General features: G+C 63.6%; 28 protein-coding genes. 17 read left to right on the top strand and 11 right to left on the bottom strand.

All coding sequences use genetic code 11. The annotated features are described in order from the left end of the window. Positions 1–85 precede the first annotated feature (85 nt). Positions 86–1,435, top strand: a complete 1,350-nt coding sequence (locus tag ACP15N_RS19355; protein WP_425093958.1) for a hypothetical protein — start codon at positions 86–88, stop codon at positions 1,433–1,435. A gap of 10 nt (positions 1,436–1,445) precedes the next feature. Here the strand turns inward: ACP15N_RS19355 and ACP15N_RS19350 are convergent, their stop codons facing one another. After that, positions 1,446–1,760, bottom strand: coding sequence for a DUF1244 domain-containing protein (locus tag ACP15N_RS19350; RefSeq protein ID WP_425093957.1), 315 nt, complete (start codon positions 1,758–1,760; stop codon positions 1,446–1,448). A 13-nt stretch (positions 1,761–1,773) separates the two neighbouring features. Further along, entirely contained in the window at positions 1,774–2,517 is a 744-nt protein-coding gene (locus ACP15N_RS19345; protein WP_425093970.1) for an N-formylglutamate amidohydrolase, read from the bottom strand. A 181-nt stretch (positions 2,518–2,698) separates the two neighbouring features. On the opposite strand from ACP15N_RS19345, the gene pyk reads away from it, so the two are divergent. The 6 genes from pyk to pheS all read left to right on the top strand — a co-directional run bounded on the left by pyk (position 2,699) and on the right by pheS (position 8,574). After that, complete coding sequence (gene pyk / locus ACP15N_RS19340) at positions 2,699–4,147, top strand: pyruvate kinase (protein WP_425093956.1); 1,449 nt, start codon at positions 2,699–2,701, stop codon at positions 4,145–4,147. A 140-nt stretch (positions 4,148–4,287) separates the two neighbouring features. Further along, a complete protein-coding gene (gene rpmI / locus ACP15N_RS19335; RefSeq protein WP_425093955.1) occupies positions 4,288–4,488 on the top strand; it encodes a 50S ribosomal protein L35 in 201 nt (66 codons plus the stop codon). 13 nt (positions 4,489–4,501) lie between these two features. Beyond that, positions 4,502–4,864 (top strand): 50S ribosomal protein L20, encoded by a 363-nt coding sequence (gene rplT, locus ACP15N_RS19330; protein WP_425093954.1) that lies wholly within the window; start codon positions 4,502–4,504, stop codon positions 4,862–4,864. A 314-nt stretch (positions 4,865–5,178) separates the two neighbouring features. Next, positions 5,179–6,279 carry a Hint domain-containing protein gene (locus ACP15N_RS19325; protein ID WP_425093953.1) on the top strand — a complete coding sequence of 367 codons (1,101 nt, stop codon included), beginning with the start codon at positions 5,179–5,181 and terminating at the stop codon, positions 6,277–6,279. A 77-nt stretch (positions 6,280–6,356) separates the two neighbouring features. After that, entirely contained in the window at positions 6,357–7,421 is a 1,065-nt protein-coding gene (locus ACP15N_RS19320; RefSeq protein ID WP_425093952.1) for a Hint domain-containing protein, read from the top strand. Positions 7,422–7,500: 79 nt separating this feature from the next. After that, positions 7,501–8,574 (top strand): phenylalanine--tRNA ligase subunit alpha, encoded by a 1,074-nt coding sequence (pheS, locus tag ACP15N_RS19315; RefSeq protein WP_425093951.1) that lies wholly within the window; start codon positions 7,501–7,503, stop codon positions 8,572–8,574. A gap of 38 nt (positions 8,575–8,612) precedes the next feature. Here the strand turns inward: pheS and ACP15N_RS19310 are convergent, their stop codons facing one another. From ACP15N_RS19310 to ACP15N_RS19300, 3 genes are all read right to left on the bottom strand, one after another. Then, positions 8,613–8,795: a hypothetical protein gene (locus tag ACP15N_RS19310; RefSeq protein WP_425093950.1), complete on the bottom strand. Its 183-nt coding sequence runs from the start codon at positions 8,793–8,795 to the stop codon at positions 8,613–8,615. A 355-nt stretch (positions 8,796–9,150) separates the two neighbouring features. Further along, positions 9,151–9,333 (bottom strand): hypothetical protein, encoded by a 183-nt coding sequence (locus ACP15N_RS19305; RefSeq protein ID WP_425093949.1) that lies wholly within the window; start codon positions 9,331–9,333, stop codon positions 9,151–9,153. Between the two features lie 152 nt (positions 9,334–9,485). Beyond that, positions 9,486–9,794 (bottom strand): hypothetical protein, encoded by a 309-nt coding sequence (locus ACP15N_RS19300; RefSeq protein WP_425093948.1) that lies wholly within the window; start codon positions 9,792–9,794, stop codon positions 9,486–9,488. Positions 9,795–9,986: 192 nt separating this feature from the next. On the opposite strand from ACP15N_RS19300, the gene pheT reads away from it, so the two are divergent. Both pheT and ACP15N_RS19290 read left to right on the top strand, forming a co-directional pair. After that, a complete protein-coding gene (gene pheT, locus ACP15N_RS19295) occupies positions 9,987–12,386 on the top strand; it encodes a phenylalanine--tRNA ligase subunit beta (RefSeq protein WP_425093947.1) in 2,400 nt (799 codons plus the stop codon). Positions 12,387–12,505: 119 nt separating this feature from the next. After that, positions 12,506–12,976 carry a YtoQ family protein gene (locus tag ACP15N_RS19290; RefSeq protein ID WP_425093946.1) on the top strand — a complete coding sequence of 157 codons (471 nt, stop codon included), beginning with the start codon at positions 12,506–12,508 and terminating at the stop codon, positions 12,974–12,976. Here ACP15N_RS19290 and ACP15N_RS19285 read toward each other — a convergent pair whose 3' ends face one another. Both ACP15N_RS19285 and ACP15N_RS19280 read right to left on the bottom strand, forming a co-directional pair. Continuing rightward, positions 12,977–13,741: an aspartate dehydrogenase gene (locus tag ACP15N_RS19285; protein WP_425093945.1), complete on the bottom strand. Its 765-nt coding sequence runs from the start codon at positions 13,739–13,741 to the stop codon at positions 12,977–12,979. After that, complete coding sequence (locus tag ACP15N_RS19280; protein ID WP_425093944.1) at positions 13,738–14,439, bottom strand: glutathione S-transferase family protein; 702 nt, start codon at positions 14,437–14,439, stop codon at positions 13,738–13,740. The genes ACP15N_RS19285 and ACP15N_RS19280 overlap by 4 nt, the downstream gene beginning before the upstream one ends. A 127-nt stretch (positions 14,440–14,566) precedes the next feature. Between ACP15N_RS19280 and mscL the strand changes: the two genes are divergently transcribed. Both mscL and ACP15N_RS19270 read left to right on the top strand, forming a co-directional pair. Then, positions 14,567–14,950 (top strand): large conductance mechanosensitive channel protein MscL, encoded by a 384-nt coding sequence (mscL, locus tag ACP15N_RS19275; RefSeq protein ID WP_425093943.1) that lies wholly within the window; start codon positions 14,567–14,569, stop codon positions 14,948–14,950. A 69-nt stretch (positions 14,951–15,019) separates the two neighbouring features. After that, positions 15,020–15,817, top strand: a complete 798-nt coding sequence (locus ACP15N_RS19270; protein ID WP_425093942.1) for a mechanosensitive ion channel family protein — start codon at positions 15,020–15,022, stop codon at positions 15,815–15,817. 58 nt (positions 15,818–15,875) lie between these two features. On the opposite strand, the gene ald is transcribed toward ACP15N_RS19270, so the two are convergent. Beyond that, entirely contained in the window at positions 15,876–16,991 is a 1,116-nt protein-coding gene (gene ald, locus ACP15N_RS19265) for an alanine dehydrogenase (RefSeq protein WP_425093941.1), read from the bottom strand. Positions 16,992–17,142: 151 nt separating this feature from the next. Between ald and ACP15N_RS19260 the strand changes: the two genes are divergently transcribed. Then, entirely contained in the window at positions 17,143–17,601 is a 459-nt protein-coding gene (locus ACP15N_RS19260) for an Lrp/AsnC family transcriptional regulator (RefSeq protein ID WP_425093969.1), read from the top strand. Here ACP15N_RS19260 and ACP15N_RS19255 read toward each other — a convergent pair. Then, a complete protein-coding gene (locus ACP15N_RS19255) occupies positions 17,598–18,206 on the bottom strand; it encodes a hypothetical protein (RefSeq protein ID WP_425093940.1) in 609 nt (202 codons plus the stop codon). The genes ACP15N_RS19260 and ACP15N_RS19255 overlap by 4 nt on opposite strands. Beyond that, positions 18,203–18,787, bottom strand: a complete 585-nt coding sequence (locus ACP15N_RS19250; protein WP_425093939.1) for a HupE/UreJ family protein — start codon at positions 18,785–18,787, stop codon at positions 18,203–18,205. Before ACP15N_RS19250 ends, ACP15N_RS19255 begins: the two co-directional genes overlap by 4 nt. A 117-nt stretch (positions 18,788–18,904) precedes the next feature. On the opposite strand from ACP15N_RS19250, the gene ACP15N_RS19245 reads away from it, so the two are divergent. The 3 genes from ACP15N_RS19245 (at position 18,905) to ACP15N_RS19235 (ending at position 21,701) form a co-directional block, all read left to right on the top strand. Next, complete coding sequence (locus ACP15N_RS19245; RefSeq protein ID WP_425093938.1) at positions 18,905–19,786, top strand: winged helix-turn-helix domain-containing protein; 882 nt, start codon at positions 18,905–18,907, stop codon at positions 19,784–19,786. 98 nt (positions 19,787–19,884) lie between these two features. After that, the gene (locus ACP15N_RS19240; protein WP_425093937.1) at positions 19,885–20,484 is read left to right on the top strand and encodes a tetratricopeptide repeat protein; all 600 of its coding nucleotides are present in this window, start codon (positions 19,885–19,887) and stop codon (positions 20,482–20,484) included. Between the two features lie 137 nt (positions 20,485–20,621). Continuing rightward, positions 20,622–21,701: a Hint domain-containing protein gene (locus ACP15N_RS19235; RefSeq protein ID WP_425093936.1), complete on the top strand. Its 1,080-nt coding sequence runs from the start codon at positions 20,622–20,624 to the stop codon at positions 21,699–21,701. 164 nt (positions 21,702–21,865) lie between these two features. Here the strand turns inward: ACP15N_RS19235 and rpsU are convergent, their stop codons facing one another. Beyond that, the gene (gene rpsU / locus ACP15N_RS19230) at positions 21,866–22,072 is read right to left on the bottom strand and encodes a 30S ribosomal protein S21 (protein ID WP_071673777.1); all 207 of its coding nucleotides are present in this window, start codon (positions 22,070–22,072) and stop codon (positions 21,866–21,868) included. A gap of 121 nt (positions 22,073–22,193) precedes the next feature. On the opposite strand from rpsU, the gene ACP15N_RS19225 reads away from it, so the two are divergent. Both ACP15N_RS19225 and ACP15N_RS19220 read left to right on the top strand, forming a co-directional pair. Next, positions 22,194–22,895 carry a COQ9 family protein gene (locus tag ACP15N_RS19225; protein WP_425093935.1) on the top strand — a complete coding sequence of 234 codons (702 nt, stop codon included), beginning with the start codon at positions 22,194–22,196 and terminating at the stop codon, positions 22,893–22,895. 9 nt (positions 22,896–22,904) lie between these two features. Then, complete coding sequence (locus tag ACP15N_RS19220; RefSeq protein WP_425093934.1) at positions 22,905–23,891, top strand: NAD(P)H-quinone oxidoreductase; 987 nt, start codon at positions 22,905–22,907, stop codon at positions 23,889–23,891. The last annotated feature ends 1 nt before the right edge of the window (position 23,892 follow it).

Raw genomic sequence — 23,892 nt, 5'->3', positions numbered from 1 at the left:
CGGATCACGCAACGACCGTAGACTTGAGATTCTGTGGTCCTTGTTGTTCACTAAACCGTATTGCTTCAGGATTTTGGATACACTCATGCGTGCTGTTAAGGCATTCGCGGTTGGTTTGATCCTTCTCGTCGTCGCCGTTGCCCTTGGTGCGGTGTTGATCCCGTCTGGACGCCAGCTTGCCGAGAGCCGCTTCGACGACCTGAACTCCGAACTCAGCGGTCTGAATGACGGCAGGATCGGCGCAACCGGTGGGTCGGTCGCGCCAGTGAACCCGAATTTGGGCCAAACGGCGCAATACGCCGGCGGCGGAACGGCCGCGCAAGGCAAGCTGTTCATGGCGCACGTTCCGATTGATCTGGCAGGGCAACTCCGTCCGGGCGACACCATCGACGTCTTCGCCCTTGTGGCCCCGGCCATGGGCGCTCAAGGGTTTCAGGTCATTGCGCACAAGGTCACGCTTGGCGCGTTCGAAGTTTCGGGCGCCGGGCCCAGTCTGTTCAACGGTCTGGTGCGCGTGCCGATCACGTTGCAACCGACCGCGGAACAGGCAGCGCAAATCGGGGTCTACGAATCCCTTGTCGAACTGGGCGTCGCGGTCACCGGAATTCCGGTGCCGCCAGAGCCCACGCCAGAGGCGGGCGGTCTCACCTCGGAGCTTTCGGACATCGCAAACACCCGCTCGGTGACGCTTGGCGGTTGCAAGGAGACCTACACGATTGGCGGCGTCGAGATGGAGATGTTCGTGACCTGCCCCCCGCCGCGGGCGGAGGACACGCCCGAAGGCGCAACGCTGATCTCGCAGCTGAAAGATGCCGACCTGGCCTTCAACCGGCCCGATACAATGACCTTCGGGCAGGAGGTTCTGGTGGAACTGGTGCTGGCCCCGGACGAGGTCGGAAACCTCGGCGCCTTGCCGGACACGGCGGGCCCGCAAGAGCAGGCGGAGGCGATTGGTCTTTCACCCGAACTCGCGGGGCGCACGCGGGTTGTTGAGGATGTGCAGTTTTCCACGCGCATGCAGGCGGAGTTGAGCGGTCTGGACTTCGACATCTCACCTTCGGGGCCGCAGTTGCGCACGGTGTTGCCTGACCGGTCGGTCAAATGGGTGTGGACCGTCAAGCCGACCGCCTTTGGCGAAACCCGGGTGCTGACGCTGGATGTGCAGGCGCTGATTTCGAAAGGGACCGACGACCTGCCCCCGGTGCAGATTCATGTCTTCAGGGAGGAGATTCCGGTCGAAATCTCGCTCTGGAGCCGCCTTGTGATGGTTTCGGAGGACGTGTCCGCCGTTCACGCCATGATCGTTGCCCTGGGGGGCACGATCATGGGGGTCGCCGCGTGGCTCTGGAAAAAGCGTCGCAAGCAGAAGGTCACGGAGGACGAGGAGGATGACGACCCGCTGGAGGTCATCATCACCCACAAGATCGAGGACTGACGCGCCCCATTCAACCTTTGTCGGTCACGTTTTCCTTGAAGGCGGTCTCGAACGCGGCCTGTTTTTCGGGGCTCGCATCGGTCTGGTACTTCGCCTTCCACTCCGACATCGGCATGCCGTAGAACGTCTCGCGCGCTTCGGTCTGGGACATCTCGATGCCTTTCTCGGCGGCGGCCTCCTGGTACCAGCGGCTCAGGCAGTTTCGGCAGAACCCGGCAAGGTTCATCATGTCGATGTTCTGCACGTCCGTGCGCTCTTCCATCAGATGCGCGCGCAACGCGCGGAAGGCAGCGGCTTCCAGTTCGATCCGTGTCTGGTCGTCCATAGTCTCTCTCTCCCTAGTCTGCGGCCATGAGTGCGGCGGCCTGCGTCAGTATACCGGCCAGGCGTAACCCCCAGGCCTCTTGCTGTTCTGGCGTTGAAATGAGGTCGTTTCGCACCTCGATCAAGACATGCGGGCGCCCGGTCTTGACCCCGTGACGGTCCATCGTGTCGCCTGGCAGATGCCCGGAATACGGCTTGTTGTCCCCGACGCACAAGTCATCCTGCGCTTCGAGCACATGCAAAAGCGGCTCTGCCAGACGGGTGTCCTCGGCGTACAGGACGCCGACATGCCAGGGCCGTGGCGGGCGCCCCCTGAGTTGCGGCGTGAACGAATGGATGGAAACCAGCATCGCGTCCGGGTGCTGGTTCAGGACCCGCCACACCGCCCCGTGGTAGGGCCGGTGAAACAGCTCCAGCCGTCTTTCGCGTTCGGTCGGGTCAGCATGGCGGTTGGCGGGAATGATCGTCCCGTCATAAAGCCGCATCAGAAGCGTCGGGTCATCTTCACCCCGGTTCGGATCGATCACTAGCCGCGAAAAGGTCGACAGGATCGCGGGAGCCCGCAGCGCCGTCGCCAGCGCGCGCGTCACCCCTTCGGACCCCGGATCAAAGGCAATATGACGTGCCATGTCGTCGGCAGGCAGGCCCAGGTCGCCCCCTGCCACCTCCGGCGGGACGCGGTTGCGGGCATGGTCGCAGATGATCACCCATCGCGCGTCTTCGGGGCCCGCGACCTCCACGAACGGCGGCACCCGCATGTCTGCTGTCATCTCGATGTCACGTCCGGTATCCATCCCTTGCGCATAGCGGGGTCCGTCGCCGGATGCCAGTGTTCCGCGGGCGTGACCGCCGGGGAACACTGCTGCATGGCAGCATTTTCAGGCTGGAGGCAGCACGGCGCACATGATACCGCTAACATAAGCTGGCTATGGAGCACGTATGAGACGTCATCGCAACCTCAAGATCGTCGCCACGCTGGGGCCATCCTCCAGCGACTATGAAACCATCCGGGCGCTGTTTGACGCCGGCGCGGATGTGTTCCGGCTGAACATGAGCCATGGCAGCCACGACGATGTGCGCGCCCGCCACGAGATCATCCGGCAGGTCGAAAAGGATACCGGTCGTCCGATCTGCATCCTGGCCGATTTGCAGGGACCCAAATTGCGCGTGGGCGAGTTTGCCGAAGGTGGCGAGATGCTGGAGCCCGGCCAGGGCTTCCGCCTCGATCTCAAGGACGAGATGGGCGACGCCACCCGGGTGACGCTCCCGCACAAGGAGATTTTCGATGCGCTCGAACCCGGCGCGCGCCTGTTGGTCAACGATGGCAAGATCGTCCTGAAGGTGACAGCGTGCGGGTCCGACTATGCGGATACCGAGGTCGTGGTCGGGGGGCTGATTTCCAACCGCAAGGGCGTGAACGTCCCCGATGTGGTGCTCCCGCTGGCCGCGCTCAGCGACAAGGATCGGGCTGATCTTGAGTTTGTCTGCACCATCGGGGTCGAATGGCTGGCGCTCAGCTTCGTGCAGCGGCCCGAAGACGTTCAGGAGGCGCGGGAACTGGCCGGTGGCCGGGCTGCGATTCTGTCCAAGATCGAAAAACCGGCAGCCGTGGCTGCCTATGACGCGATCCTCGAGGTGTCCGACGGCATCATGGTGGCGCGCGGGGATCTGGGTGTCGAACTGCCGGTGCAGAAAGTGCCCCCGATCCAGAAGCGTCTTGTACGCGGGGCGCGCGCGCAGGCCAAGCCGGTCATCGTCGCCACGCAGATGCTGGAATCGATGATCACCTCGCCGATGCCCACTCGGGCCGAGGTGTCCGACGTGGCCGCCGCGATCTACGAGGGTGCGGATGCGGTGATGCTCAGTGCGGAGTCCGCCGCAGGTGACTATCCGGTGGACGCCGTGCGCACCATGAACGATGTCGCGGTAGAGGTCGAAACCGATCCGACCTATCGCATGATCATCGAGGCATCCCGCCCCGAGACGCAGTCGACCGTGGCAGACGGCATTGTCTCCGCGGCCCGCCAGATCGCCGAGAAAACCAGCGGTATCACCGCCATCTGCTGTTTTTCCGAATCCGGCACCACTGCGCTCAAGGTCAGCCGCGAGAAACCGCGCGTGCCCATTATCGCGCTGACCTCGCGTCTTGGCACGGCGCGGCGCCTGTGCCTGAGCTGGGGCGCGCATTGTGTCATCACGGCAGAAGTGGACCGGTTCAAGATGGCCGTCGTTGCCGCCGCCCGCGCCGCGCGCACCGAAGGCTTTGCCGAAGAGAGCGACCAGATTATCGTTGTCGCCGGTGTGCCGTTCAACCAGCCCGGCTCCACCAACATCCTGCGGGTTGCCCCGTGCGAGGAACGCCTGATCTTCGCGACCGAGCCCGGCTGAACCGCACCGGCGGCCAGCTTCGGCCGCAAGGGGGCTTGCGAAGATGGGGCGAGTGGCGTACACGCACGCTCTCAAACACCCGTGCCGGCCACAGTGGCATGCCGAGTCGGGTGAACAAGCGTAGACGACAGGAGACGCAAATGCCCAAGATGAAGACGAAGTCGAGCGCCAAGAAGCGCTTCAAAGTGACGGCCAAGGGCCGCGTGAAGGCCGGTCAGGCCGGCAAGCGCCACGGCATGATCAAACGCACCAACAAGTTCCTCCGCAACGCACGTGGCACGACCACGCTGACCGGGCCGGATGAAAAGCTGGTGAAATCTTACATGCCGTATTCGCGTTAAGGAGGTCTGAGAGATGTCCCGCACCAAAGGTGGAACCGTCACCCACGCCCGTCACAAGAAGGTCATCAAAGCCGCCAAGGGCTACTATGGCCGCCGCAAGAACGCCTTCCGCACCGCCACGCAGGCCGTCGACAAGGCGAACCAGTATGCAACCCGCGACCGCAAGCAGCGCAAGCGGCAGTTCCGCGCGCTGTGGATCCAGCGGATCAACGCGGCTGTCCGCAGCCATGATGAGGCGCTGACGTATTCCAAGTTCATCAACGGCCTCGGCTTGGCTGGCATCGAAGTGGACCGCAAGGTGCTCGCCGATCTGGCTGTGCATGAGCCCGAAGCATTCGGCGCGATCGTCGAGAAGGCGAAAGCCGCGCTGGCCTGAGCCAGACACACGCTCGGATCTGACCAAAGGCCGCGCCTCCAGCGCGGTCTTTTCGCGTTGTCCGGGTGGACTACCCACAGGTTGTCCACAGTCGCGCTTAACGTGTGAGGCGCGACTCGGTCGATATTTTGTTGGGAAAGTGGCGGAGCGCCCGTTTGCACCCCCCGATTGTCCACAGATCAACCACAACACGGCGCATGCGCGCGCCGGGTTGCTGAATCCGCATCCAATCGCAGCGCCAAAGCCATGCCGATCTCGGCGCGCTGCGGCCCGGACTGATACCCTTGAAAGGTGTATTTTAACGGGTGGCCGGCATGGCGCGTATCAGTGAACTTCACTACTCCAACATCTATGCCTTTTTCAGCGGTGTCCCTGAATTCGTCGAGGTCGCGCTGCCCAAAGGCACCGATCCTTCGGACTTCACCGTCAGTTTCTACAGCCAGAGCGGAGACCTCATCCTGGAGGTGGCCCTGACCGAACCGGGCGTGCAGGTCTTCTGTGACAGGGATGCGACAGAGGACGTCTATGTCATCCAGTCCTGCGACTTCCCGTTCCAGATCAGCGACCCGGACATCCCGTTTTTCGAGGATTACAACGCCGAAGGCATCGCCCTGACCAACACCGCGAACGGCGAGGTGATCAACTTCTACGATATTGGCTGCGGATCTTCCCCGATCGAAGCGCGCACCGGCGCCGCCGAAGGCGCGCAATCGACGAACCTGCCGACGCCGACGAAACCGATCTTTGCCAACTACTCGCTTCAGTTCAACCAGCCCAACCCGGATCAACTGGTCTACGGCCCATTGACCCTGGGGAATTCCGGCGTGATCTGCTTCACCACCGGGACACTCATCGACACGCCCCACGGGCCTCGCCCCGTCGAAGACCTCGTTGCGGGGGACCTGGTCACAACGCTTGATAACGGGTCGCAACCGCTGGCCTGGGTGGGCGCGCGCACCGTGGTTGCCCAAGGCGACCTTGCCCCGGTTGTCGTCACGAGGGGCGTGCTGGGGGCCTTGCGGGACACCGCCGTCTCGCCCCAGCATCGCATGCTGGTGCGTGTCTGGCAGGCTGAGATGCTCTTCGGCGAGGCGGAGGTGCTTGTGCCGGCCATCGGTCTGGTCAACGGCGAGACGGTCTATCGCAGAACCGGGGGCGAAGTCCGTTATCACCACCTCCTGTTCGACACGCACCAGATCGTACGTGCGGACGGGGCCTGGTCCGAAAGTTTCCACCCCGGTCCGGTCGGGGTCTCTACATTGGCCCGCGCCACCCGCGAAGAGGTCCTGCGCCTGTTCCCGGAACTGCGCTGCAACCCAGACGCATACGGCCCTGCGGCCCGTCCCGGCCTGCGTGTGCGCGAGGCAGCGGTGCTGGCTGAGAACGTAGCGAAACTTCGCGCGGTACCGATTTAGGCGCATCCGCGGGCTTCACCCAAACCGCTTCGGGAGCTATGATTTCCTGATAATCAGAGTGAGGCGCCAGAGCAGTCATGGCCCGAATTAGCGAGTTACACTATTCCAATGCCTATGCAGCCAACTCGGGCGTTGCCGAGTTTGCCGAAGTAGCCTTGGCCCCGTCCGAGGATCCTGCGGACTTTGTGATCGGCTTTTACAATGCTGACGGATCGCTGATCCTTGAAGTCGCGCTCGACGATCCGGGCGTGCAGGTCACCTTTGATGCGGCGGCCAACGAGAACGTCTACACCATCTCGTCCAGCAATTTCGGATTTGTCCTGACCGATCCCGATGGTGGCAGCGCTGGAAACGCCGAAGCCACCGCGTTGACCAATATCGATACCGGCACGGTCGTGAATTTCTATGACATCGGTGGCGGCACGCAGAACATCACCGCGACGCAAGGGGCCGCAGCCGGGGCTGTCTCCACGAACCTTGCCGTGCCCACCGGGCCACAAGCGGCGACTTACTCGCTCCAGTTTAACCAGCCCAACCCGACAACCCTTGTCGCCGTCCCGATCACGCAGGGCAATTCGGGCGTGATCTGTTTCGTGGCCGGCACGCTGATCGAAACGCCGACGGGCCTCAGGCCAGTTGAAGACCTCCGACCAGGGCAGGGTGTCTGCACGCGCGACAGCGGTCCGCAACCGGTCCGCTGGGTTGGCAGACGCCGCGTCCGGGCAGATGCCGCGTTCGCCCCGATCGTGATCGCACAGGGCCAGTTCGGGGCGGATCGCGACACGGCCGTCTCGCCACAGCACCGCGTGCTTGTCACCGGCTGGCAGGCAGAGATGCTGTTTGGCAGCGCAGAGGTGCTGGTGCCCGCTGCCGCCCTGGTCAATGGCGATACGGTGTACCGACGTCCCGGTGGCTGGGTGACCTACTGCCACGTCCTCTTTGACACCCACCAGATCATTCGCGCAGACGGAACTTGGTCCGAAAGCTTCCATCCCGGCCCCTGCGGGCTCGACACGCTGGCCCCGGAAATCCGGGCCGAACTTCTGGCCCTCTTTCCCGAGGCAGAAGTCCCGTCCGCACTGGCCAGGCCGGCCCTGCGTCTGACCGAAGGGGCCGTCCTGGCGAAAGCCTTGCGCACCTGAAGGGCGCGGCCCCGCACCAGCGCTTGCAAAACCCGGTCTGCTTGGCTACCCCTCGCCTCCGACAAGGCCGGAGGGCAGGATGGACGATCTGAAATCGAAATACCTTGGCGCGATCGCCGAGGCGGGCGATCAGGACGCGCTCGAAACCCTGCGCCTCGCGGCTGTCGGCAAGAAGGGCGAAGTCAGCCTGAAGATGCGCGAACTGGGCAAGATGACGCCCGAGGAACGGCAGGTCGCCGGTCCTGCGCTCAATGCGCTCAAGGATGAGATCAACGCAGCCCTTTCGGCCAAGAAGGCCGCGCTGGATGATGCCGCGCTGGATGAACGCCTGCGCAGCGAATGGCTCGATGTGACCCTGCCCGGGCGTGCGCGCCCGCGCGGCACACTGCACCCGGTCTCTCAGGTGTCCGAGGAGGTGTCGACGATCTTCGCGGACATGGGCTTCGCCGTCGCCGAAGGCCCCCGCATCGAATCCGACTGGTACAATTTCGATGCGCTGAACATGCCCGGTCACCACCCCGCACGTGCGGAGATGGACACATTCTACATGAAACAGCCCGAGGGGTCCGAAGACCGCCCGCCGGTGCTGCGCACCCACACCTCACCGGTGCAGATCCGGTCCATGCAGGCGCACGGCGCGCCCTTGCGGGTCATCTGTCCGGGCGGCGTCTATCGCTCCGATTACGACCAGACCCACACGCCGATGTTCCATCAGGTCGAAGGCCTTGCCATCGACAAGGACATTTCCATGGCAAACCTGAAATGGGTACTGGAGGAATTCGTCAGCGCGTTCTTCGAGGTCGATCATGTAGAACTGCGCTTCCGCGCGTCGCATTTCCCGTTCACGGAGCCCTCGGCAGAGGTCGACATCCGCTGCTCGTGGGAGGGTGGACAACTCAAGGTGGGCGAGGGGGACGACTGGCTCGAAATCCTCGGCTCCGGCATGGTGCATCCCAAGGTCTTGCAGGCCGGTGGGATCGATCCTGACCAGTGGCAGGGGTTTGCGTTCGGTGTGGGGATCGACAGGATCGCGATGCTGAAATACGGCATTCCCGATCTGCGCGCGTTCTTCGAGTCCGACTTGCGGTGGCTGCGCCATTACGGGTTCGTCCCGCTGGATGTACCAACGCTGGCCGGTGGTCTCAGCCGCTAGGTGGGAAAGTTGCAGGGCAGGCGGTCACGCCTGCGCCATTATTGCAGTTTCTGGCTGCTCAGGTATTGCGTCCCCGACAGGTCCTGCAACGCCTGTGCCTGCTGCGTGTTCTGACCTGAATACTGCGACATTACCGCGATGGCGGTCAGGCCCATCACTGCTGCGAAAACCATGGAACTGCGAGCCGCGCCCGACTCCGAGAGATAGAACCGTTTGATCATGAGGGTGTCCCCTGTCCCTTGAGCATCGGTGGTGCTCGGCGTTGGCTTTCGCCCGTGGCAGCGCCGTTAACCACAATTTAAGCCGTAAGGCGTGAGTCGGGTTGAAATGTGGCGAAACGGCGGCGAAATGTGGCAGCACTCACGACCTTCTGTCATTCGGCAACCATTCATGGGGCAAACCGGGCATTGTTCCGGCAAGCGTGACAGTGTAGCCCTGCGAAAAAGTTCAGTCTAATTCACTGAAAATAAACTATAAAAGAACGATCCTTGCCTCATGCGCGTGCGCTGAAGGGATAAACTGTGACCCAGGCGCCACATGCGGGGGTCAAGACGACTGTGACAACGCTATGGCGGCTCAGTCGATGGAGATCAGGCGCGGAGGGGCAGGCTCGGTCAACAGAGTGCCGCTTGGCGTGGTCTGGTGGCGAAGGACAAAATCCACGACAAGGATCAACAAAAGGCCAAAGACGATCGCGGCGATCAGCAGCTCGGTGACGATGCCACCAGAGCCGCGCCGCAACAGCGCTGCATGTTTCATTGTACGCCCGTTCCCGACCTGCTCCACGCAGATTCACCGTTAACCATTTATTAACTGATTGTTTCCTGATCGGAAACTTAGGCAAAAATGTGGCAGAAAAAAGGACGCAACAAGGCGCCCGGAACAGGTCGTGTCGACGGGGGCGATCGTGCCTATTTCGGCGGTTTTGCAAATACGATGTTGCCGCGCTTCTTCATGCCGACGCCAGACGTCTTGCACGCCAGCTTGCGCGCGGATGCGAGCCCGGAGCCGCGATTGCACTTGCTCGCCTTCGCGCCCACCAACTGCACACGTGTGACGCCGGGCCGTGTATCCCGGCTGGCCCAGGCAATCGGGTCGGCGCGCAGTATCATCTTGTCCAGCGACGGGGTATCGCTGACCACCCACGCAGCGCCCGCCACCCCGATCAGGGACAGGCCGCCAAAGGCGAGGGGAAGAATTATGCTGCGCAGACTGAACATCAGGTCAGGGGGTCCAAGCGGTTGATTTTACGGGCGACACAGGCATAGCGGCCCAATTCGACGAAAATTTGAGGCAAAAGGGGTCATTCAGGGCCGCCTGCGCCCGGATCATGACAAGCGGCAAGCCCCTTTAACCACCCGACGCCATCCGGTAAGACGCCAGAAAACTCCATCCGCACTGGACCCGACCCGATGAAATTCACCCTGTCCTGGCTCAAGTCGCACCTCGAAACCGACGCCTCTCTCGATGACATCCTCTATGCGCTGACCGACCTCGGTCTTGAGGTCGAAGGCGTTGAAAATCCGGCTGAAAGCCTTGCGGATTTCGTGATCGGCAAAGTGCTGAGCGCCGAGAAACACCCCGAGGCCGACCGGCTGAAAGTGTGTCAGGTCGATTTCGGTGAAGGGCCGAGCCAGATCATCTGCGGTGCTCCCAATGCACGCGAGGGCATCACCGTGGTCGTGGCCCGGCCCGGCGTCTACGTGCCCGGCATCGACACGACGATCGGCGTCGGCAAGATCCGCGGGATCGAAAGCCATGGCATGATGGCCTCCGAACGCGAATTGCAGTTGTCGGATGAACACACAGGCATCATTGAACTTCCCGAAGGCGAGATGGGCCAGACCTTCCCCGACTGGCTGGCCGAGCATGACCCCGCCAAGGTCGACCCGGTGATCGAGATCGCGATCACGCCGAACCGCCCCGATGCGCTTGGTGTGCGCGGGATTGCCCGCGATCTGGCCGCCCGCGGGCTGGGCTCGATGATCGCGCGCGACTGTGACCCGGTGCCGGGCACCTTCCCGTGTCCCGTCTCAGTCACCATCGATGCCGACACGCTGGACGATGCACCGGTTTTCTATGGCCGCATGATCCGCGGTGTAAAGAACGGACCGTCCCCGCAATGGCTGCAGGACCTGCTGCGCGCCATCGGCCTGCGCCCGATCAGCTTCCTCGTCGATGTGACAAACTTCTTCACCTACGACCGCAACCGGCCTTTGCACGTTTTCGATGCCGACAAGATTGCCGGAAACGCCCTGCGGCTGTACCGGGCCAAGGGCGGGGAAACGCTCATGGGCCTCGATGAGAAGGAATACACCTTCCAGCCCGGCATGGTCATCATCGGCGATGACAATGGCCCTGAGAGCATCGCAGGGATCATGGGCGGGTTGGAAACCGGCGTGACCGAAGACACGGTGAATGTCTTTGTCGAGGCGGCCTATTTCGACCCGGTGCGCACCGCCTATACCGGGCGCGGGCTGCGCATCAATTCCGATGCGCGCTACCGGTTCGAACGCGGGATCGACCCGGACTGGACCCCGCAGGGGTTGGAGCATGCCACGAGGATGATCCTTGATCACGCGGGCGGCGAGGCCTCCGAGGTGGTTGTGGCCGGGGCGCTTCCGGATGTGGCGCGGGCCTACCGGCTCGATACCGACCGGGTCCAAAGCCTTGTGGGCATGGACATTCCGGCAGAGGAACAGCGCGCAACGCTGCAGGCGTTGGGCTTCACGCTCGAAGGCGATCAGGCGCATGTTCCAAGCTGGCGTCCCGATGTGCTGGGTGAGGCCGATCTGGTGGAGGAGGTCGCGCGCGTCGCCTCCCTGACCAAGCTCGTGGGCAAGCCCTTGCCGCGCCCCTCCACCGGGGTGCCCAAGCCTGTTCAAACCCTTGGCCAGCGCCGTCAGGCCATGGCGCGCCGCACGGCGGCAGCCTTGGGATACAACGAGTGCCTGACCTATTCCTTCATCGATCAGGAGGCCGCTGCCCTGTTCGGTGGCGGCACCGATGCCACCGCGCTGGAAAACCCGATCAGCTCGGAAATGAGCCATATGCGCCCTGCGCTTCTGCCCGGGCTCATGCGGGCCGCGGCGCGCAACCAGGCGCGTGGGTTCCTCGATCTGGCACTGTTCGAGGTCGGCCCCGTGTTTCATGGCACGGCGCCCGAGGATCAGGACACGCTCATTTCCGGCCTGCTGGTCGGGCGTACCGGACCCAAGGACGTGCATGGCGCGGCGCGGCCCGTGGATGTGTATGATGTGAAGGCGGATGCCGAGGCGATCCTGTCCGCCATCGGTGCACCGGCCAAGGTCCAGATTCTGCGCGCGGCGGATGCCTGGTGGCATCCGGGTCGCCATGGCCGGATCTGCCTCGGCCCCAAAAAGGTGCTCGGCGTCTTCGGCGAGGTGCATCCGAAGGTTGTTGCCGCGATGGACCTCAAGGGGCCCGTCATGGCCTTTACCTTGTGGCCAGGTGAAATTCCCGCGCCGCGCAAGTCAAACGCAACCCGCCCGGCGCTCACCCTGCGTGACCTGCAACCGGTTGAACGGGATTTTGCCTTCGTCGTCGATGCGCAGGTCGAGGCGCTCGCGCTGACCAACGCCGCCGCCGGGGCGGACAAGACCCTGATTACGGATGTCCGGGTGTTTGATGAATTCATCGGCGGCTCGCTGGGGGAGGGCAAGAAATCCCTCGCGATCACCGTGCGGATGGAGCCGACCGAGCAGACCCTGACCGAGAAAGAGATCGAGGCGGTCGCCGCAAAGATCGTCGCCAAGGTCGAAAAGGCCACCGGCGGGGTGCTGCGCGGCTGATCCGCTGCGCCGTATTAGCGGACCGGCAGGCGGGCGGCAAAGTTGCTTTTACCGCCTGCGGGGATATTTTCAGAACTGAAGGGGGCAGCCACGCCCCATCCATGCGGAGGGAGAGGGACATGGCTTTGAACATCTATCTGTCGGGCGAAATTCACACCGACTGGCGTGAGCAGATCATCGAAGGCGCGAAAGGGCTGGACGTGACGTTCTCAGCCCCTGTCACCGACCATGGTGCGTCTGATGATTGCGGTGTCGCGATCCTCGGCGCAGAGCCCAACAAGTACTGGCATGACCACAAGGGTGCGATGGTCAACGCGATCCGCACCCGCAAGGGCATCGCGGATGCCGACATCGTGGTCGTGCGGTTCGGCGAGAAATACAAACAGTGGAACGCGGCGTTCGACGCGGGCTATGCCGCCGCGCTTGGCAAGTCGATCATCGTGCTGAACCCGCCGGAGCATCAGCACGCGCTCAAGGAAGTGCACGCCGCCGCCCTCGCCGTGGCCGAGCAGCCCGCGCAGGTGGTTGAGGTGTTGCGCTATGTCCTGACCGGCACCTTGCCCGAAGGCCACGCGGCGGCTGCCGAGTAATCAGATCACAATGGCATCCGTGCGGTTCCGGATCGCGCGGATCAGGCTCAGCGCCGTGGTCGCGGACGTGCCCGGGTTCGATGGGTCGGGCAGGGCGGTGACCTCGAACCGCACCTCCGCGCCGTCGGCCTCCACCGTATAGGCATGGCGGTTGCCGCGGGCGCTCGGGTCGGCGACCAACCGCGCCTCGGTGTCGTCAAACCCGGCCCCCGCCAAGGCCAGCGTCGCGGCCACGTTGGCGTTCTTGGGAAAGCGCAACGCCGCCTCCCGCGCTGACCCTTCGAACAGAACCACAGGCTCCGACAGACGCGAGAGATCCCGCCCCTCCGCGGCCGGGCTCCCGGCCCAGGCTGCGGGCGGTTTGGACCCGGTGTAGCGCACCGCGCGCAGCTTGGATTTGTCGAGCGCTGCGACCAGATCGATACCGCCAATCGCGCCTGCGGGGATCAGAAGGTGTGCCCCATCCCTCGGGGCCGCGCGCATCGCGGCCTCCGTCTGCGGATCGGCCATTGCACCAACAGACGCCATTAGGACATCGCGCCCGTGGCGAAGCACCTCCGGCACCAGGACGCGCGCTGCGTCCTGCCCGGCCGCTTCAACCACCAGATCGGGGTTAAATCCGAGCAACGCGCCAAGGTCCGGCAAGGCCACCGCCCCGCCCGGTAATGGGCGCGGCGTACGGGTCAAAATGCCAAGCTGCGCCTCGGGCAGGGCTGCGGCCACCGCCTGCCCGATCGCGCCATAGCCGATCAGTGCGAGATTCATCCCTCGCGCGGGGGTATGTTCAGGCCGACCTCAACCGCGGGCCTCGCGAGGAACCGCTCCAGATACGCAACCGTGTTGGGGTGATCGTCCCAGCCCACAAGCTCCCGCGCGCCGTAGAAATCAAGCCCGCGCAGCCAGGGCGCAATGGCGATATCCGCAATGGAGAAATCGCCCGCAATCCAGTCCTGCCCGTCAAGCTGGCCTTCAACCACGTTCAGCAGGCGCTTGGCCTCGTTCACATAGCGCTCACGCGGGCGCGGGTCTTCGATCTCGGCCCCCGCAAACTTCACGAAGAACCCCATCTGACCAAACATCGGACCCAGCCCGCCCATCTGGAACATCAGCCATTGCGTGACCTGCGCCTTGTCCGCAGCGGTCTTGCCAATGAGCTTGCCGGTCTTCTCCGCCAGATAGAGCAGGATCGCCCCACTTTCGAAAAGCCCGATCGGGGCCCCATCCGGACCATCGGGATCGATGATTGCCGGGATCTTGTTGTTGGGGTTCAGCGACAGGAATTCGGGGCTTTTCACATCCGCATCCGCCAGCGTGACGCGGTGCGCCTCATAGGGCAGGCCCATTTCCTCCAGAGCGATCGACACCTTCACCCCGTTCGGCGTGGGGAAGGAATAGAGTTGCAACACACTGGGGTCCTTTGCGGGCCAGCGTTTTGTGATCGGAAAGGCATCAAGCGCTGTCATTTCTGGGCTCCTGTTCGGCGACTCCTTGCCAGATATGCGGAAAACCGTTGCAAACCAATGCTTTCATGGGTGCACATATGCGGAGGGGGTGTGCACCCCCACGCGACGACTAACAGGGAAACAAGAAATGATTAAAGAATTCAAAGACTTCATTGCGCGCGGCAACGTCATGGACATGGCCGTCGGGATCATCATGGGCGCGGCCTTTACCGCCATCGTAACGTCGATGGTCGACGATCTTGTAAATCCGCTGATCGGCCTCTTTGTGGGCGGCATCGACTTTTCCAGCATGAGCGTCGGCGTCGGAGACGCGCAGTTCATGTATGGCAACTTCATCAACGCCGTGATCAAGTTCATCATCGTCGCCTGGGTCGTCTTCCTGCTGGTCAAGGGCGTGAACCGGATGAAGGAAATGGCCGAGGGCGAGGCCGAGGAGGCCCCTGCCGAAGACGAGGGTCCATCTGAAAAGGACCTGCTGGTCGAAATTCGGGATGCACTCCAGAAAAGCTGACGGTATATCCGCGCCGAACACTCAACGTAAGGCGTGGATATGGACAGTTTGTGGGCGGGCATTGCCCAGATGAATGAAGCACTTGAGGGGTATCTGCCCCTCATCTGGAACGCAGCGAAAGCGCTGATCGTTCTGATCGTCGGCTGGATCGTGGCTGGGCGCGTGGGCGCGGTGGTGCGCAAGCGCATCAACAACACCCCCCAGATCGACCAGACGATCGGCAATTTCGCGGCCAGCATGGTCAAGTGGGTCATCCTCTTGATGGTGCTGGTCGCGGTCCTCGGCATCTTCGGCATTCAGGCGACAAGCCTCGTGGCGGTCTTCGGGGCCGCGACACTGGCCATCGGTCTGGCGCTGCAGGGCACGCTGGCCGACATTGCGGCCGGGTTCATGCTGATCCTGTTCCGCCCCTACAAGCTTGGCGATTTCGTCGAGGTGGGCGGCACGTCCGGCACCGTCAAGGACCTGAACCTGTTCGTGACCGAGCTTGCGACCCCCGACAATGTGCAGATCATCGTGCCGAACGGGCAGGCGTGGGGAACCATCATCACCAACTATTCCGGCCATCAGACCCGGCGCGTCGATCTGGTGTTCGGCATCGATTACGAAGACGACATGGAAAAGGCCAAGGGCATCATCCTGCGCCTCGCGACGGAGGACCCCCGCACGTTGGCCGATCCCGAGCCTTGGGTGCGGGTGACAAATCTGGGCGACAGCTCGGTCGATATCACCGCGCGTCTCTGGTGCGACGCGGCTGACTATTGGGAGCTGAAGTTTGCCATGACCCAGAAGGTCAAAGAGGCATTCGATGCCGAGGCGATCTCGATCCCCTATCCGCACTCGGTGGAAATCCAGAAAGCCGGTTAGCAGACCCTGTAAATGCGAAAACGGCGCTCCGGGTCGGGGCGCCGTTCTCATGTCTGGATCAGGCTGCCAGCAGGTCCGTGTCCGTGACCGGCAGGCCGAGCGCTTCGCCCACCGCGCGGTAGGTCAGCTTGCCCGCATGCACGTTCAGACCCGCGCGCAGATGCGGGTCGTCGGCAACCGCATCGCGCCAGCCCTTGTCCGCCAGCGTCAGCATATAGGGCAGCGTCGCGTTCGACAGCGCCAGCGTGGAGGTACGCGCAACCGCGCCCGGCATATTGGCCACGCAATAATGCATGATCCCGTCGACCTCGTAGATCGGGTCCTGGTGCGTCGTCGCGCGGGAGGTTTCGAAACACCCACCCTGATCGATCGCCACATCGACAATCGCGGCCCCCGGTTTCATGTCTGACAGCTGCGCGCGGCTCACCAGTTTCGGCGCAGCCGCCCCCGGGACCAGAACCGCCCCGATCACCATATCAGCGCGCGCGACCTCTTCGGCGGTGGCCGCCCGGCTTGCGTAGCGCGTGGTGAACGTCGCACCGAATACCTCATCAAGATGCCGGATACGGGGCAAGGACCGGTCCAGAACCGTCACCCGCGCGCCCATGCCAGCCGCGATGCGCGCGGCATGCGTGCCGACCACGCCACCACCGATCACGACGACTTCCGCCGGGCCAACGCCGGGCACGCCGCCCATCAGGACGCCGCGCCCGCCATTGGCCTTTTGCAGGGTCCAGGCCCCCATTTGCGGGGCAAGGCGCCCGGCCACCTCGGACATCGGCGCAAGCAGCGGCAACGACCCATCCGGTGCGGTCACGGTTTCATAGGCAATTGCTGTAACGCCCGAGGCCAGAAGGTCGCGCGTTTGCTCTGGATCAGGGGCCAGATGCAGGTAAGTGAACAGAAGCTGCCCCTCGCGCAGCATCGCGCGTTCGACGGCCTGCGGCTCCTTGACCTTCACTATCATGTCGGCACGCGCGAACACTTCGGCTGCGGTATCGACGATCCCGGCACCTGCGGCGATGTAGGCGGCGTCGTCAAACCCGGCCCCGACACCAGCCCCGGCCTGCACGATCACACTGTGCCCATGGGCAACAGCCTCGGCAGCGGCATTGGGTGTCAGGCCGACGCGGAATTCCTGTGGTTTGATCTCGGTCGGGCATCCGATCAGCATGTGAACCTCCCATGGTGGCAGCGGATTGTTTCAACTGACGCCAAGTGTGACAGGTCCCTGTGGAATTGCTTTGAAATTTCATGCGCGCAGCGTATGCAGGGCGCAACAATTTTGTGCTATTATCAAAAATACGGGAGAATTTTGCGCGATGATCAATCTCGACGATACAGATCTCCGTCTGCTGAACGCATTGCAGCGTGAGGGGCGTCTGTCGAATGCTGAGTTGTCCGAGCGCGCGCATCTCTCGCCCTCGGCCTGTCACCGCCGCGTCGCACGGATGGAACAGGCCGGTGTCATCCGGGATTACGTTGCACTGGTCGACCCGCGCGCGGTCGATCGCAAGACCACCGTGTTTGTCGAGATCACGCTGAACGGGCAGGCCGACGAGGTGCTGGCCGAGTTCGAGGCCGCGGTCGCGCGCATTCCTGACGTGCTGGAATGTCATCTGATGGCAGGCTCGGCGGATTACCTCCTGAAGGTCGTCGCCCGTGATACCGAGGATTTTGCCGCCATCCACCGTCGCCATCTGGCGAAACTGCCGGGTGTGGCACAGATCCAGTCGTCTTTTGCGCTGCGCACCGTGTTCAAGACCACCGCCCTGCCGGTCTAGGTGGCACCGCGCAGGGTGAACGCCACCATCAACACCGCAACCGCCGCCACCCAGGACGCGAGCGCGCGCCAGAAAATCAGGACCCACGGCGCCTCAGTCAGCGTTCTGCTGGCCTGTACGACCCCGGCAGGCAGGCCAACTGCCGCCAACGCCCCCCCGGCCATCCCCAGTAGAAACGGCAGGGGAAGGTCGCCCATCGGGTGATCCTCCATCAGGTACCGCGCGCTCAGGAGCATCGCCCCCCCGGCCATGGCCAGAACCCCGGGGCCGGGCAGGCGTGGGGCCAGAATGCCCAATCCCCCAACCGCCAGCGCAAAGGCCGCGAGGGCCACAACGCCGACAGGCGGCACCAGTGGCCCCAGCCCGAACCCGATCGCGGCACAGACTGCCAGAACCGGCCAGCCCGCGAGCATGCCTTCCTCGCGCCAGATCGCCAGCAACAGTCCGGTACCGACCAGAACGAGCGCCGTGGGCAGTGCCAGCCAGGGCTGCGCCACCCCCTGCACGAACAAGTCGTATCCTTCCTGCCCGGCCTGAAACGCATGTGCCTCGGCCCGCAGCGGTGTGCACAACAGCGCCGCTGCGGCGACAGTGCGGCGGATCATGCCATCCCGGTCAGGAACGCTGCCCCTGCCAGCGCGATCAGTCCGCCCGCCCCGCGAATGGCCAGATTGCCCTTGGGCAGTTTGGTCAGCGCCCCAAGCGCGATCCCGACCATGTGCAGCGCGCCTGTGGCGATGACGAAGCCGATCGCATAGGCAAACGGGTTGGCGGCGTTCGGCAACTCCGTCCCATGCGCGTGCCCGTGGAAAATCGCGAAGACCCCCACCAGCACGGCAGCCACCCAGAGCGGTGCGCGCACCCACAAGGCCACCATCAGGCCCAGCACAAGACCGGATGCGGCAATACCGAATTCGACCGCCGGAATGGGGATGCCCAAAACGCCAAGCGCGCCGCCAAAGGCCATGACCAGCGGGAACACCAACGGCAACACCCAGATCGCGGGGCTGCCCAGAATCGCCCCCCACAACCCGACTGCCACCATTGCGACCACGTGGTCCGGGCCCAGAACCGGGTGCTTCAGCCCCGACAGGAACCCACCGGCCAGCCCGGTTCCCTCATGCGCAAGGGCCGGTGCGGCCCATGCCAGCACCACCAGTCCCGCAAGGTTCAGATATTTCGACATCGTGCCACCCTCTCGAAAAAAACTGCCCGCAAGGTACCAGCCATCCGCAAACCGGCAAGACTCATCTCGGACGAATGGCGGATTTTCCAACAGGTGCCACGCGCCTAGACTGTGCCCATGTCGCGACTCTTCTTCTCCTTCGGGCTGTTGGGCCTGCTGTGCCTTCCCGGTGCCCCCCGCGCCAACCCGGTCGATGCCGCGCAGGCCCTCATCGCGCCGATGACGCAGGCGCTGGTCTCGGTCACGCCGGAAACCGAAGGCCTCGTGCGCCTGCGACTCGGGGGGGACCCGGCCATTCTGTCCGGCGCGATCTGGGCAGAGGACGGAACGGTGCGTTATCCTCCGCAAGACGGCATCGGGCATGTGTCGGATCAGGCGGTACTCGACAATCTGCCCGCCTTGCATGCGATCATGGTCAAGGCCGGAGCGGGGGTTTGGGTCGCCTCCGCGCTTGACCAGACCCGGCTGTTCTACTGTCAGGCCGGCGATCGCGTCTGCCTTGTTGCCGACGCTTCGGCCCTCGCGGCTCCGCTTGGTCTCGCGGACGCGGATGCCGTGCGCAGCGCGCTCGTCTCGGATCCGACGCATCCGGCCATGCCCCGTACTGTTTGGATCTTGCTTGCCATGGGGTTGGCGGCAGGGCTGTGGTACCTGCGCCGACCCGCCAAGGCCGCTGCACCCAGTGTGCCAGTCGATCCGGATGCCTTCAAGCTGGCGGATGTGCTTGTCTCGCCCGGCCGTCTCAGCGCGTTTCGCAACGGGCGCGAGATTGCCCTGACCGCGCGGGATGTGAAGCTGCTCAGGCATCTTGCGCACCACCGTGGGCAGGTCATCTCCAAGGACGCGCTCTATGATGCGGGCTGGGGGCGGGACTTCATGCCGAACTCCCGCGCGCTGGATCAGCATATCGCCACGCTGCGTCGCAAGCTCGACCCCGACCGCGCCGCGCCCGCGGTGATTGAAACCGTGCACGGGCAGGGCTATCGCGCGCCTGCCTGAGTGTTTCTTGCAAAAATCTTGCAAGGCGCTTGCGGGCATCTGACATCTTTCGCGACCTTGTGTGACCTGATGGGACTGTCAAAACCCAGGAGGACCCCATGCGCCCATTCAAATCCGCCCGTCCATGCACCCTTGTTCCCAATGCGCTCGCGCTCGCGCTCGCGTTTCTCGGCTCCGCCGCGCTCGCCGACAGCCCCGGGCCGCATGAAATGGTGATGGAGGATCACGGCACGCATAATCCCGAGGAACTGTCGCTCAAGGGCGCATTGGCTCGGTTGAAGATCGGCACACCCACCCCGATGGACAGTGCGCTGGGGTATGGCGCGGCCAAGGCCGGCATGCACGAGGAAGCGCGCGAGATTTTCACCGACAGCGCAAATCGTGGAAATGTTCAGGGCATGACCTGGCTCAGCTGGATGGAGGATAACGGCCTCGCCGGGCCGGAAGACCCCGAAGCCGCCGCGGAATGGGACCGTCGCGCTGCTGAACTTGGGTCCGAAGTGGCGATGTTCAATTACGGGCTGGACCTGTTGCGCGGGCGCGGTGTGCCCCGCGATGTCGAACTCGGTCGACAGGTCATTCGCAAGGCCGCCGACCTCGGCGAGCCCTCCGCACAGGCCCTGATCGCAGAGGACTGGGATCTCGACGCCGTCACGCCGGATGCCGACGCGTGGAAGTACGATCCCTTGCTCTATTAAGCAATCGCTCCCGTTGTGATTGCATTTTGCCTAAAAAACCGTTCATTTGCCTGTTGAACGGAGCCTAAGCTGTATGCAGCGACCATGCGCGCGATACATGAGGCTCAGATGGTACCGCAACACCGTGAGGCCGGATCGTGGCGATCTACTCCTATATTGGCTACGCTCCGAGCGCGCTCACCAACAGTGGCGGGACCTTCCGGGTCTCGACCGGTTATGACCCGAGCACTGACCGGGTCAACATCACGGTTGATGACGCTGCCGGGGGCCAGACCCTCGGCAATGGCGGAACGCCCCCGCGTGACGATCTGGGGTTTCTTTTCGACGGCGATCGCTTCGACAACGAAGATGGTGACGACCTGACGCAAACCGGGGTCGTCACCGAGCTTGACGGGACGCCGATCAACAGCGGCCGGATCTATCTGGAGCAGGGCTGGACCCTGACAGCGTCCGGACAGCCGACAATCACGGTCTACCGGGTCGAGATCGAAGGCGCTTTCGTCGGGTACATCCCGTCTCAGCCACTGGCAGAGGGCGTGATCTACAACGCGTCCCAGTTCAACGTCACCCCAGCCAACGCCCCCGACACGCGGGACCCGAGCGTTCTGACGGACGTTCCCTGTTTCGTTGCCGGAACCCTGATCCAGACACCCGACGGAGACGTACCCGTCGAGGCACTGCGGCCCGGCGCGCTGGTGTCATGTGCGGATGGGGCCGTGGCCAGAGTTGCCTGGGCCGGTTCGCGTGCAGTGCTGCCGGCATTTCTGGCCGATCACGGACTCTGGCCGATCCGCATCTCCAAAGGCGCGCTTGGCCACGACTTGCCGCGGCGCGATCTTTGGGTGTCGCCGAACCATCGCCTCGCGCTGTCGGGCGCGCTGTGCGAACTGCTCTGCGGTGTGACGGAGGTTCTGGTCCCGGCAAAGTTCCTCTTGCCGCTCGACGGTGTGGAGACCTGCCGCCCGGATGGACCGGTTGTGTATTGCCACCTCCTGTTTGACGCCCACCGCATCGTTCTGGCCGAAGGCGCGCCTAGCGAAAGCCTCCATCCCGGGGATATCGCGCTTGGCGCTTTCCATGCCGAAGCGCGGGAGGAGGTTCTGACCCTCTTTCCCGAACTTGAGTCAACCGGTCTCGACAGCTACGGCCCAACGGCCGCCAAGGTTCTGCGCCGTCCCGAGGCCCGCGTGCTGGTGGAGGCGCTGCGCAGCCCCTGAAAAATTTTGCTACAAAATGTAAAACGGCCCGTTTTCGCATGCTGCAAAACGTACAAAACGCGCCGCGTCTTTCCGAAAGGTAAAGAAAAACCCCCGGGCGTCGGCCACGGGGGTTCTATTCGAAAGGGCCGCCAAAGCCGCCCTTCAGCGTCGTGTCACGGACCTCAGAGCATACCTTCGCGCTGTGCCTTTTTACGGGCAAGCTTGCGGGCACGGCGGATGGCCTCGGCCTTCTCGCGTGCTTTCTTCTCCGAGGGTTTTTCGTAATGTTGCTTGAGCTTCATTTCCCGAAACACACCCTCGCGCTGCAGCTTCTTCTTCAAAGCGCGCAGTGCTTGATCGACATTGTTGTCGCGAACGCTGACCTGCATGTGGTTGTCACCACCTTCCTAAGTTAAAGTTGCCTGAAAAGCAGGAGGTGGCCGTATAGCAGCGGCCCTCTACCTTGTCCAGTGCCGGAACCTACGGCCTTGTGAAAACGGAGAATTCTGGATGACTGACGCGCAACAGCCCCCCGCAGACCTGAAAGAAGCCCTTCTGGATGCGGCCCTGATCCACGTGGCGTTCGATGGCTGGTCCGAAACCGCGTTCGCGGCGGCCTGCACCGATGCCGGGATCGACCGGTCGGTTGCGCGCGGTCTTTTCCCGCGCGGCGCTTTGGATCTGGCCGTCGCGTTTCACCGGCGCGGCGATCAGGCCATGGTCGCCAAGCTCCGCGCGGCTGATCTGGGGGCGATGCGGTTCCGTGACCGGGTTGCAACGGCAGTACGCTACCGCCTTGAAAGTATTGACGATAAAGAGGCTGTGCGCCGTGGTGCGACACTTTTTGCGCTGCCCATGCACGCCGCCGAGGGCGCGAAGCTGGTCTGGGAAACCGCAGACCACATCTGGTCGACCCTTGGCGACACATCGACGGATGTGAACTGGTACACCAAGCGCGCGACGCTGTCCGGCGTCTATTCCTCGACCGTTCTTTACTGGCTGGGCGACAGCTCGGACGGGCATCAGGCGACGTGGGATTTTTTGGACCGGCGCATTGACGACGTGATGAAAATCGAAGACCTCAAGGCATCGGTGAACAAGAACCCGGTGCTCAAGGGCCTGTTCGCCGGACCGAACTGGGTGCTGAGCCAGATCAAAGCCCCCTCCAAACTCTCGCGTACGGACCTTCCCGGCTCCTACACGCCGAAATAGGAAGACCCGATGCCCCTGCCTCAGACCATGCGCGCTGTCGAGATTTCGGAACCCGGCGGACCCGAAGTCCTGCGCTCGTGCACCCGCCCGCTGCCCGTGCCGGATGCGGACCAGATCCTGATCAAGGTGGCCTACGCCGGGGTCAACCGGCCCGATGCCCTGCAACGCGCAGGTAACTACGCGCCACCGCCCGGCGCCAGCGACCTTCCGGGATTGGAAGTCTCGGGTGAAGTTGTCGGTGTCGGCCAGAATGTGTCCCGCTGGCGAGTCGAAGATCAGGTCTGCGCGCTCACACCCGGCGGCGGCTACGCGGAATATGTGGTTTGCCATGCGGATCATGCACTTGGCGTTCCGGCAAACCTGTCGCTCGACCAAGCGGCTTGTCTGCCGGAGAACCATTTCACTGTCTGGTCCAACGTTGTTACGCGCGGCGGGCTAACCGGTGGAGAGCAGTTTCTGGTCCATGGCGGATCGTCCGGCATCGGGACAGTCGCGATCCAGCTCGCAGCAGCGCTCGGCGCACGGGTCTTTGCAACCGCCGGGTCAGCGGAGAAATGCGCGGCCTGTGAGCAGCTGGGGGCGGAACGAGCGATCAACTACCGAGAGGAGGACTTCGTGGAGCTCCTGCGTGCCGAAGGTGGAGCCGACCTGATCCTCGACATGGTTGGTGGCGATTACCTGCCGCGAAATGTGAAGGCCCTCGCCGATGACGGTCGGCTTGTTCAGATCGCGTTCTTGCAAGGCCCCAAGGTGGCCCTGAATTTTGCGCAGTTGATGATGCGCCGGCTGACCATCACAGGCTCCACGCTGCGCCCGCAATCGGACCTCGCCAAAGCCCGTATCGCGCAAGACCTGCGCGACCACGTGTGGCCACTGATCGAGGCGGGCAGGATCGGCGTTGTGATGGATAGCGAGTTCGCTCTGGAGGAGGCTGCCGCTGCCCACGCCCGCATGGAAAGCTCGGCCCATATCGGAAAAATCGTCCTTAAGGTCTGAT

Source organism: Tropicimonas sp. S265A, assembly GCF_049800835.1.
In the GTDB taxonomy this organism is placed as follows: domain Bacteria; phylum Pseudomonadota; class Alphaproteobacteria; order Rhodobacterales; family Rhodobacteraceae; genus Dinoroseobacter.
This window is presented reverse-complemented; position numbering and strand designations above follow the sequence as displayed.

Excerpts from the sequence above, each read along its gene's own strand:
- ACP15N_RS19355 (WP_425093958.1), top strand. The coding sequence starts at position 86 with ATGCGTGCTGTTAAGGCATTCGCGGTTGGTTTGATCCTTCTCGTCGTC.
- ACP15N_RS19350 (WP_425093957.1), bottom strand. The coding sequence starts at position 1,760 with ATGGACGACCAGACACGGATCGAACTGGAAGCCGCTGCCTTCCGCGCG.
- ACP15N_RS19345 (WP_425093970.1), bottom strand. The coding sequence starts at position 2,517 with ATGCGGGTGCCGCCGTTCGTGGAGGTCGCGGGCCCCGAAGACGCGCGA.
- pyk (WP_425093956.1), top strand. The coding sequence starts at position 2,699 with ATGAGACGTCATCGCAACCTCAAGATCGTCGCCACGCTGGGGCCATCC.
- rpmI (WP_425093955.1), top strand. The coding sequence starts at position 4,288 with ATGCCCAAGATGAAGACGAAGTCGAGCGCCAAGAAGCGCTTCAAAGTG.
- rplT (WP_425093954.1), top strand. The coding sequence starts at position 4,502 with ATGTCCCGCACCAAAGGTGGAACCGTCACCCACGCCCGTCACAAGAAG.
- ACP15N_RS19325 (WP_425093953.1), top strand. The coding sequence starts at position 5,179 with ATGGCGCGTATCAGTGAACTTCACTACTCCAACATCTATGCCTTTTTC.
- ACP15N_RS19320 (WP_425093952.1), top strand. The coding sequence starts at position 6,357 with ATGGCCCGAATTAGCGAGTTACACTATTCCAATGCCTATGCAGCCAAC.
- pheS (WP_425093951.1), top strand. The coding sequence starts at position 7,501 with ATGGACGATCTGAAATCGAAATACCTTGGCGCGATCGCCGAGGCGGGC.
- ACP15N_RS19310 (WP_425093950.1), bottom strand. The coding sequence starts at position 8,795 with ATGATCAAACGGTTCTATCTCTCGGAGTCGGGCGCGGCTCGCAGTTCC.
- ACP15N_RS19305 (WP_425093949.1), bottom strand. The coding sequence starts at position 9,333 with ATGAAACATGCAGCGCTGTTGCGGCGCGGCTCTGGTGGCATCGTCACC.
- ACP15N_RS19300 (WP_425093948.1), bottom strand. The coding sequence starts at position 9,794 with ATGTTCAGTCTGCGCAGCATAATTCTTCCCCTCGCCTTTGGCGGCCTG.
- pheT (WP_425093947.1), top strand. The coding sequence starts at position 9,987 with ATGAAATTCACCCTGTCCTGGCTCAAGTCGCACCTCGAAACCGACGCC.
- ACP15N_RS19290 (WP_425093946.1), top strand. The coding sequence starts at position 12,506 with ATGGCTTTGAACATCTATCTGTCGGGCGAAATTCACACCGACTGGCGT.
- ACP15N_RS19285 (WP_425093945.1), bottom strand. The coding sequence starts at position 13,741 with ATGAATCTCGCACTGATCGGCTATGGCGCGATCGGGCAGGCGGTGGCC.
- ACP15N_RS19280 (WP_425093944.1), bottom strand. The coding sequence starts at position 14,439 with ATGACAGCGCTTGATGCCTTTCCGATCACAAAACGCTGGCCCGCAAAG.
- mscL (WP_425093943.1), top strand. The coding sequence starts at position 14,567 with ATGATTAAAGAATTCAAAGACTTCATTGCGCGCGGCAACGTCATGGAC.
- ACP15N_RS19270 (WP_425093942.1), top strand. The coding sequence starts at position 15,020 with ATGAATGAAGCACTTGAGGGGTATCTGCCCCTCATCTGGAACGCAGCG.
- ald (WP_425093941.1), bottom strand. The coding sequence starts at position 16,991 with ATGCTGATCGGATGCCCGACCGAGATCAAACCACAGGAATTCCGCGTC.
- ACP15N_RS19255 (WP_425093940.1), bottom strand. The coding sequence starts at position 18,206 with ATGATCCGCCGCACTGTCGCCGCAGCGGCGCTGTTGTGCACACCGCTG.
- ACP15N_RS19250 (WP_425093939.1), bottom strand. The coding sequence starts at position 18,787 with ATGTCGAAATATCTGAACCTTGCGGGACTGGTGGTGCTGGCATGGGCC.
- ACP15N_RS19245 (WP_425093938.1), top strand. The coding sequence starts at position 18,905 with ATGTCGCGACTCTTCTTCTCCTTCGGGCTGTTGGGCCTGCTGTGCCTT.
- ACP15N_RS19240 (WP_425093937.1), top strand. The coding sequence starts at position 19,885 with ATGCGCCCATTCAAATCCGCCCGTCCATGCACCCTTGTTCCCAATGCG.
- rpsU (WP_071673777.1), bottom strand. The coding sequence starts at position 22,072 with ATGCAGGTCAGCGTTCGCGACAACAATGTCGATCAAGCACTGCGCGCT.
- ACP15N_RS19225 (WP_425093935.1), top strand. The coding sequence starts at position 22,194 with ATGACTGACGCGCAACAGCCCCCCGCAGACCTGAAAGAAGCCCTTCTG.
- ACP15N_RS19220 (WP_425093934.1), top strand. The coding sequence starts at position 22,905 with ATGCCCCTGCCTCAGACCATGCGCGCTGTCGAGATTTCGGAACCCGGC.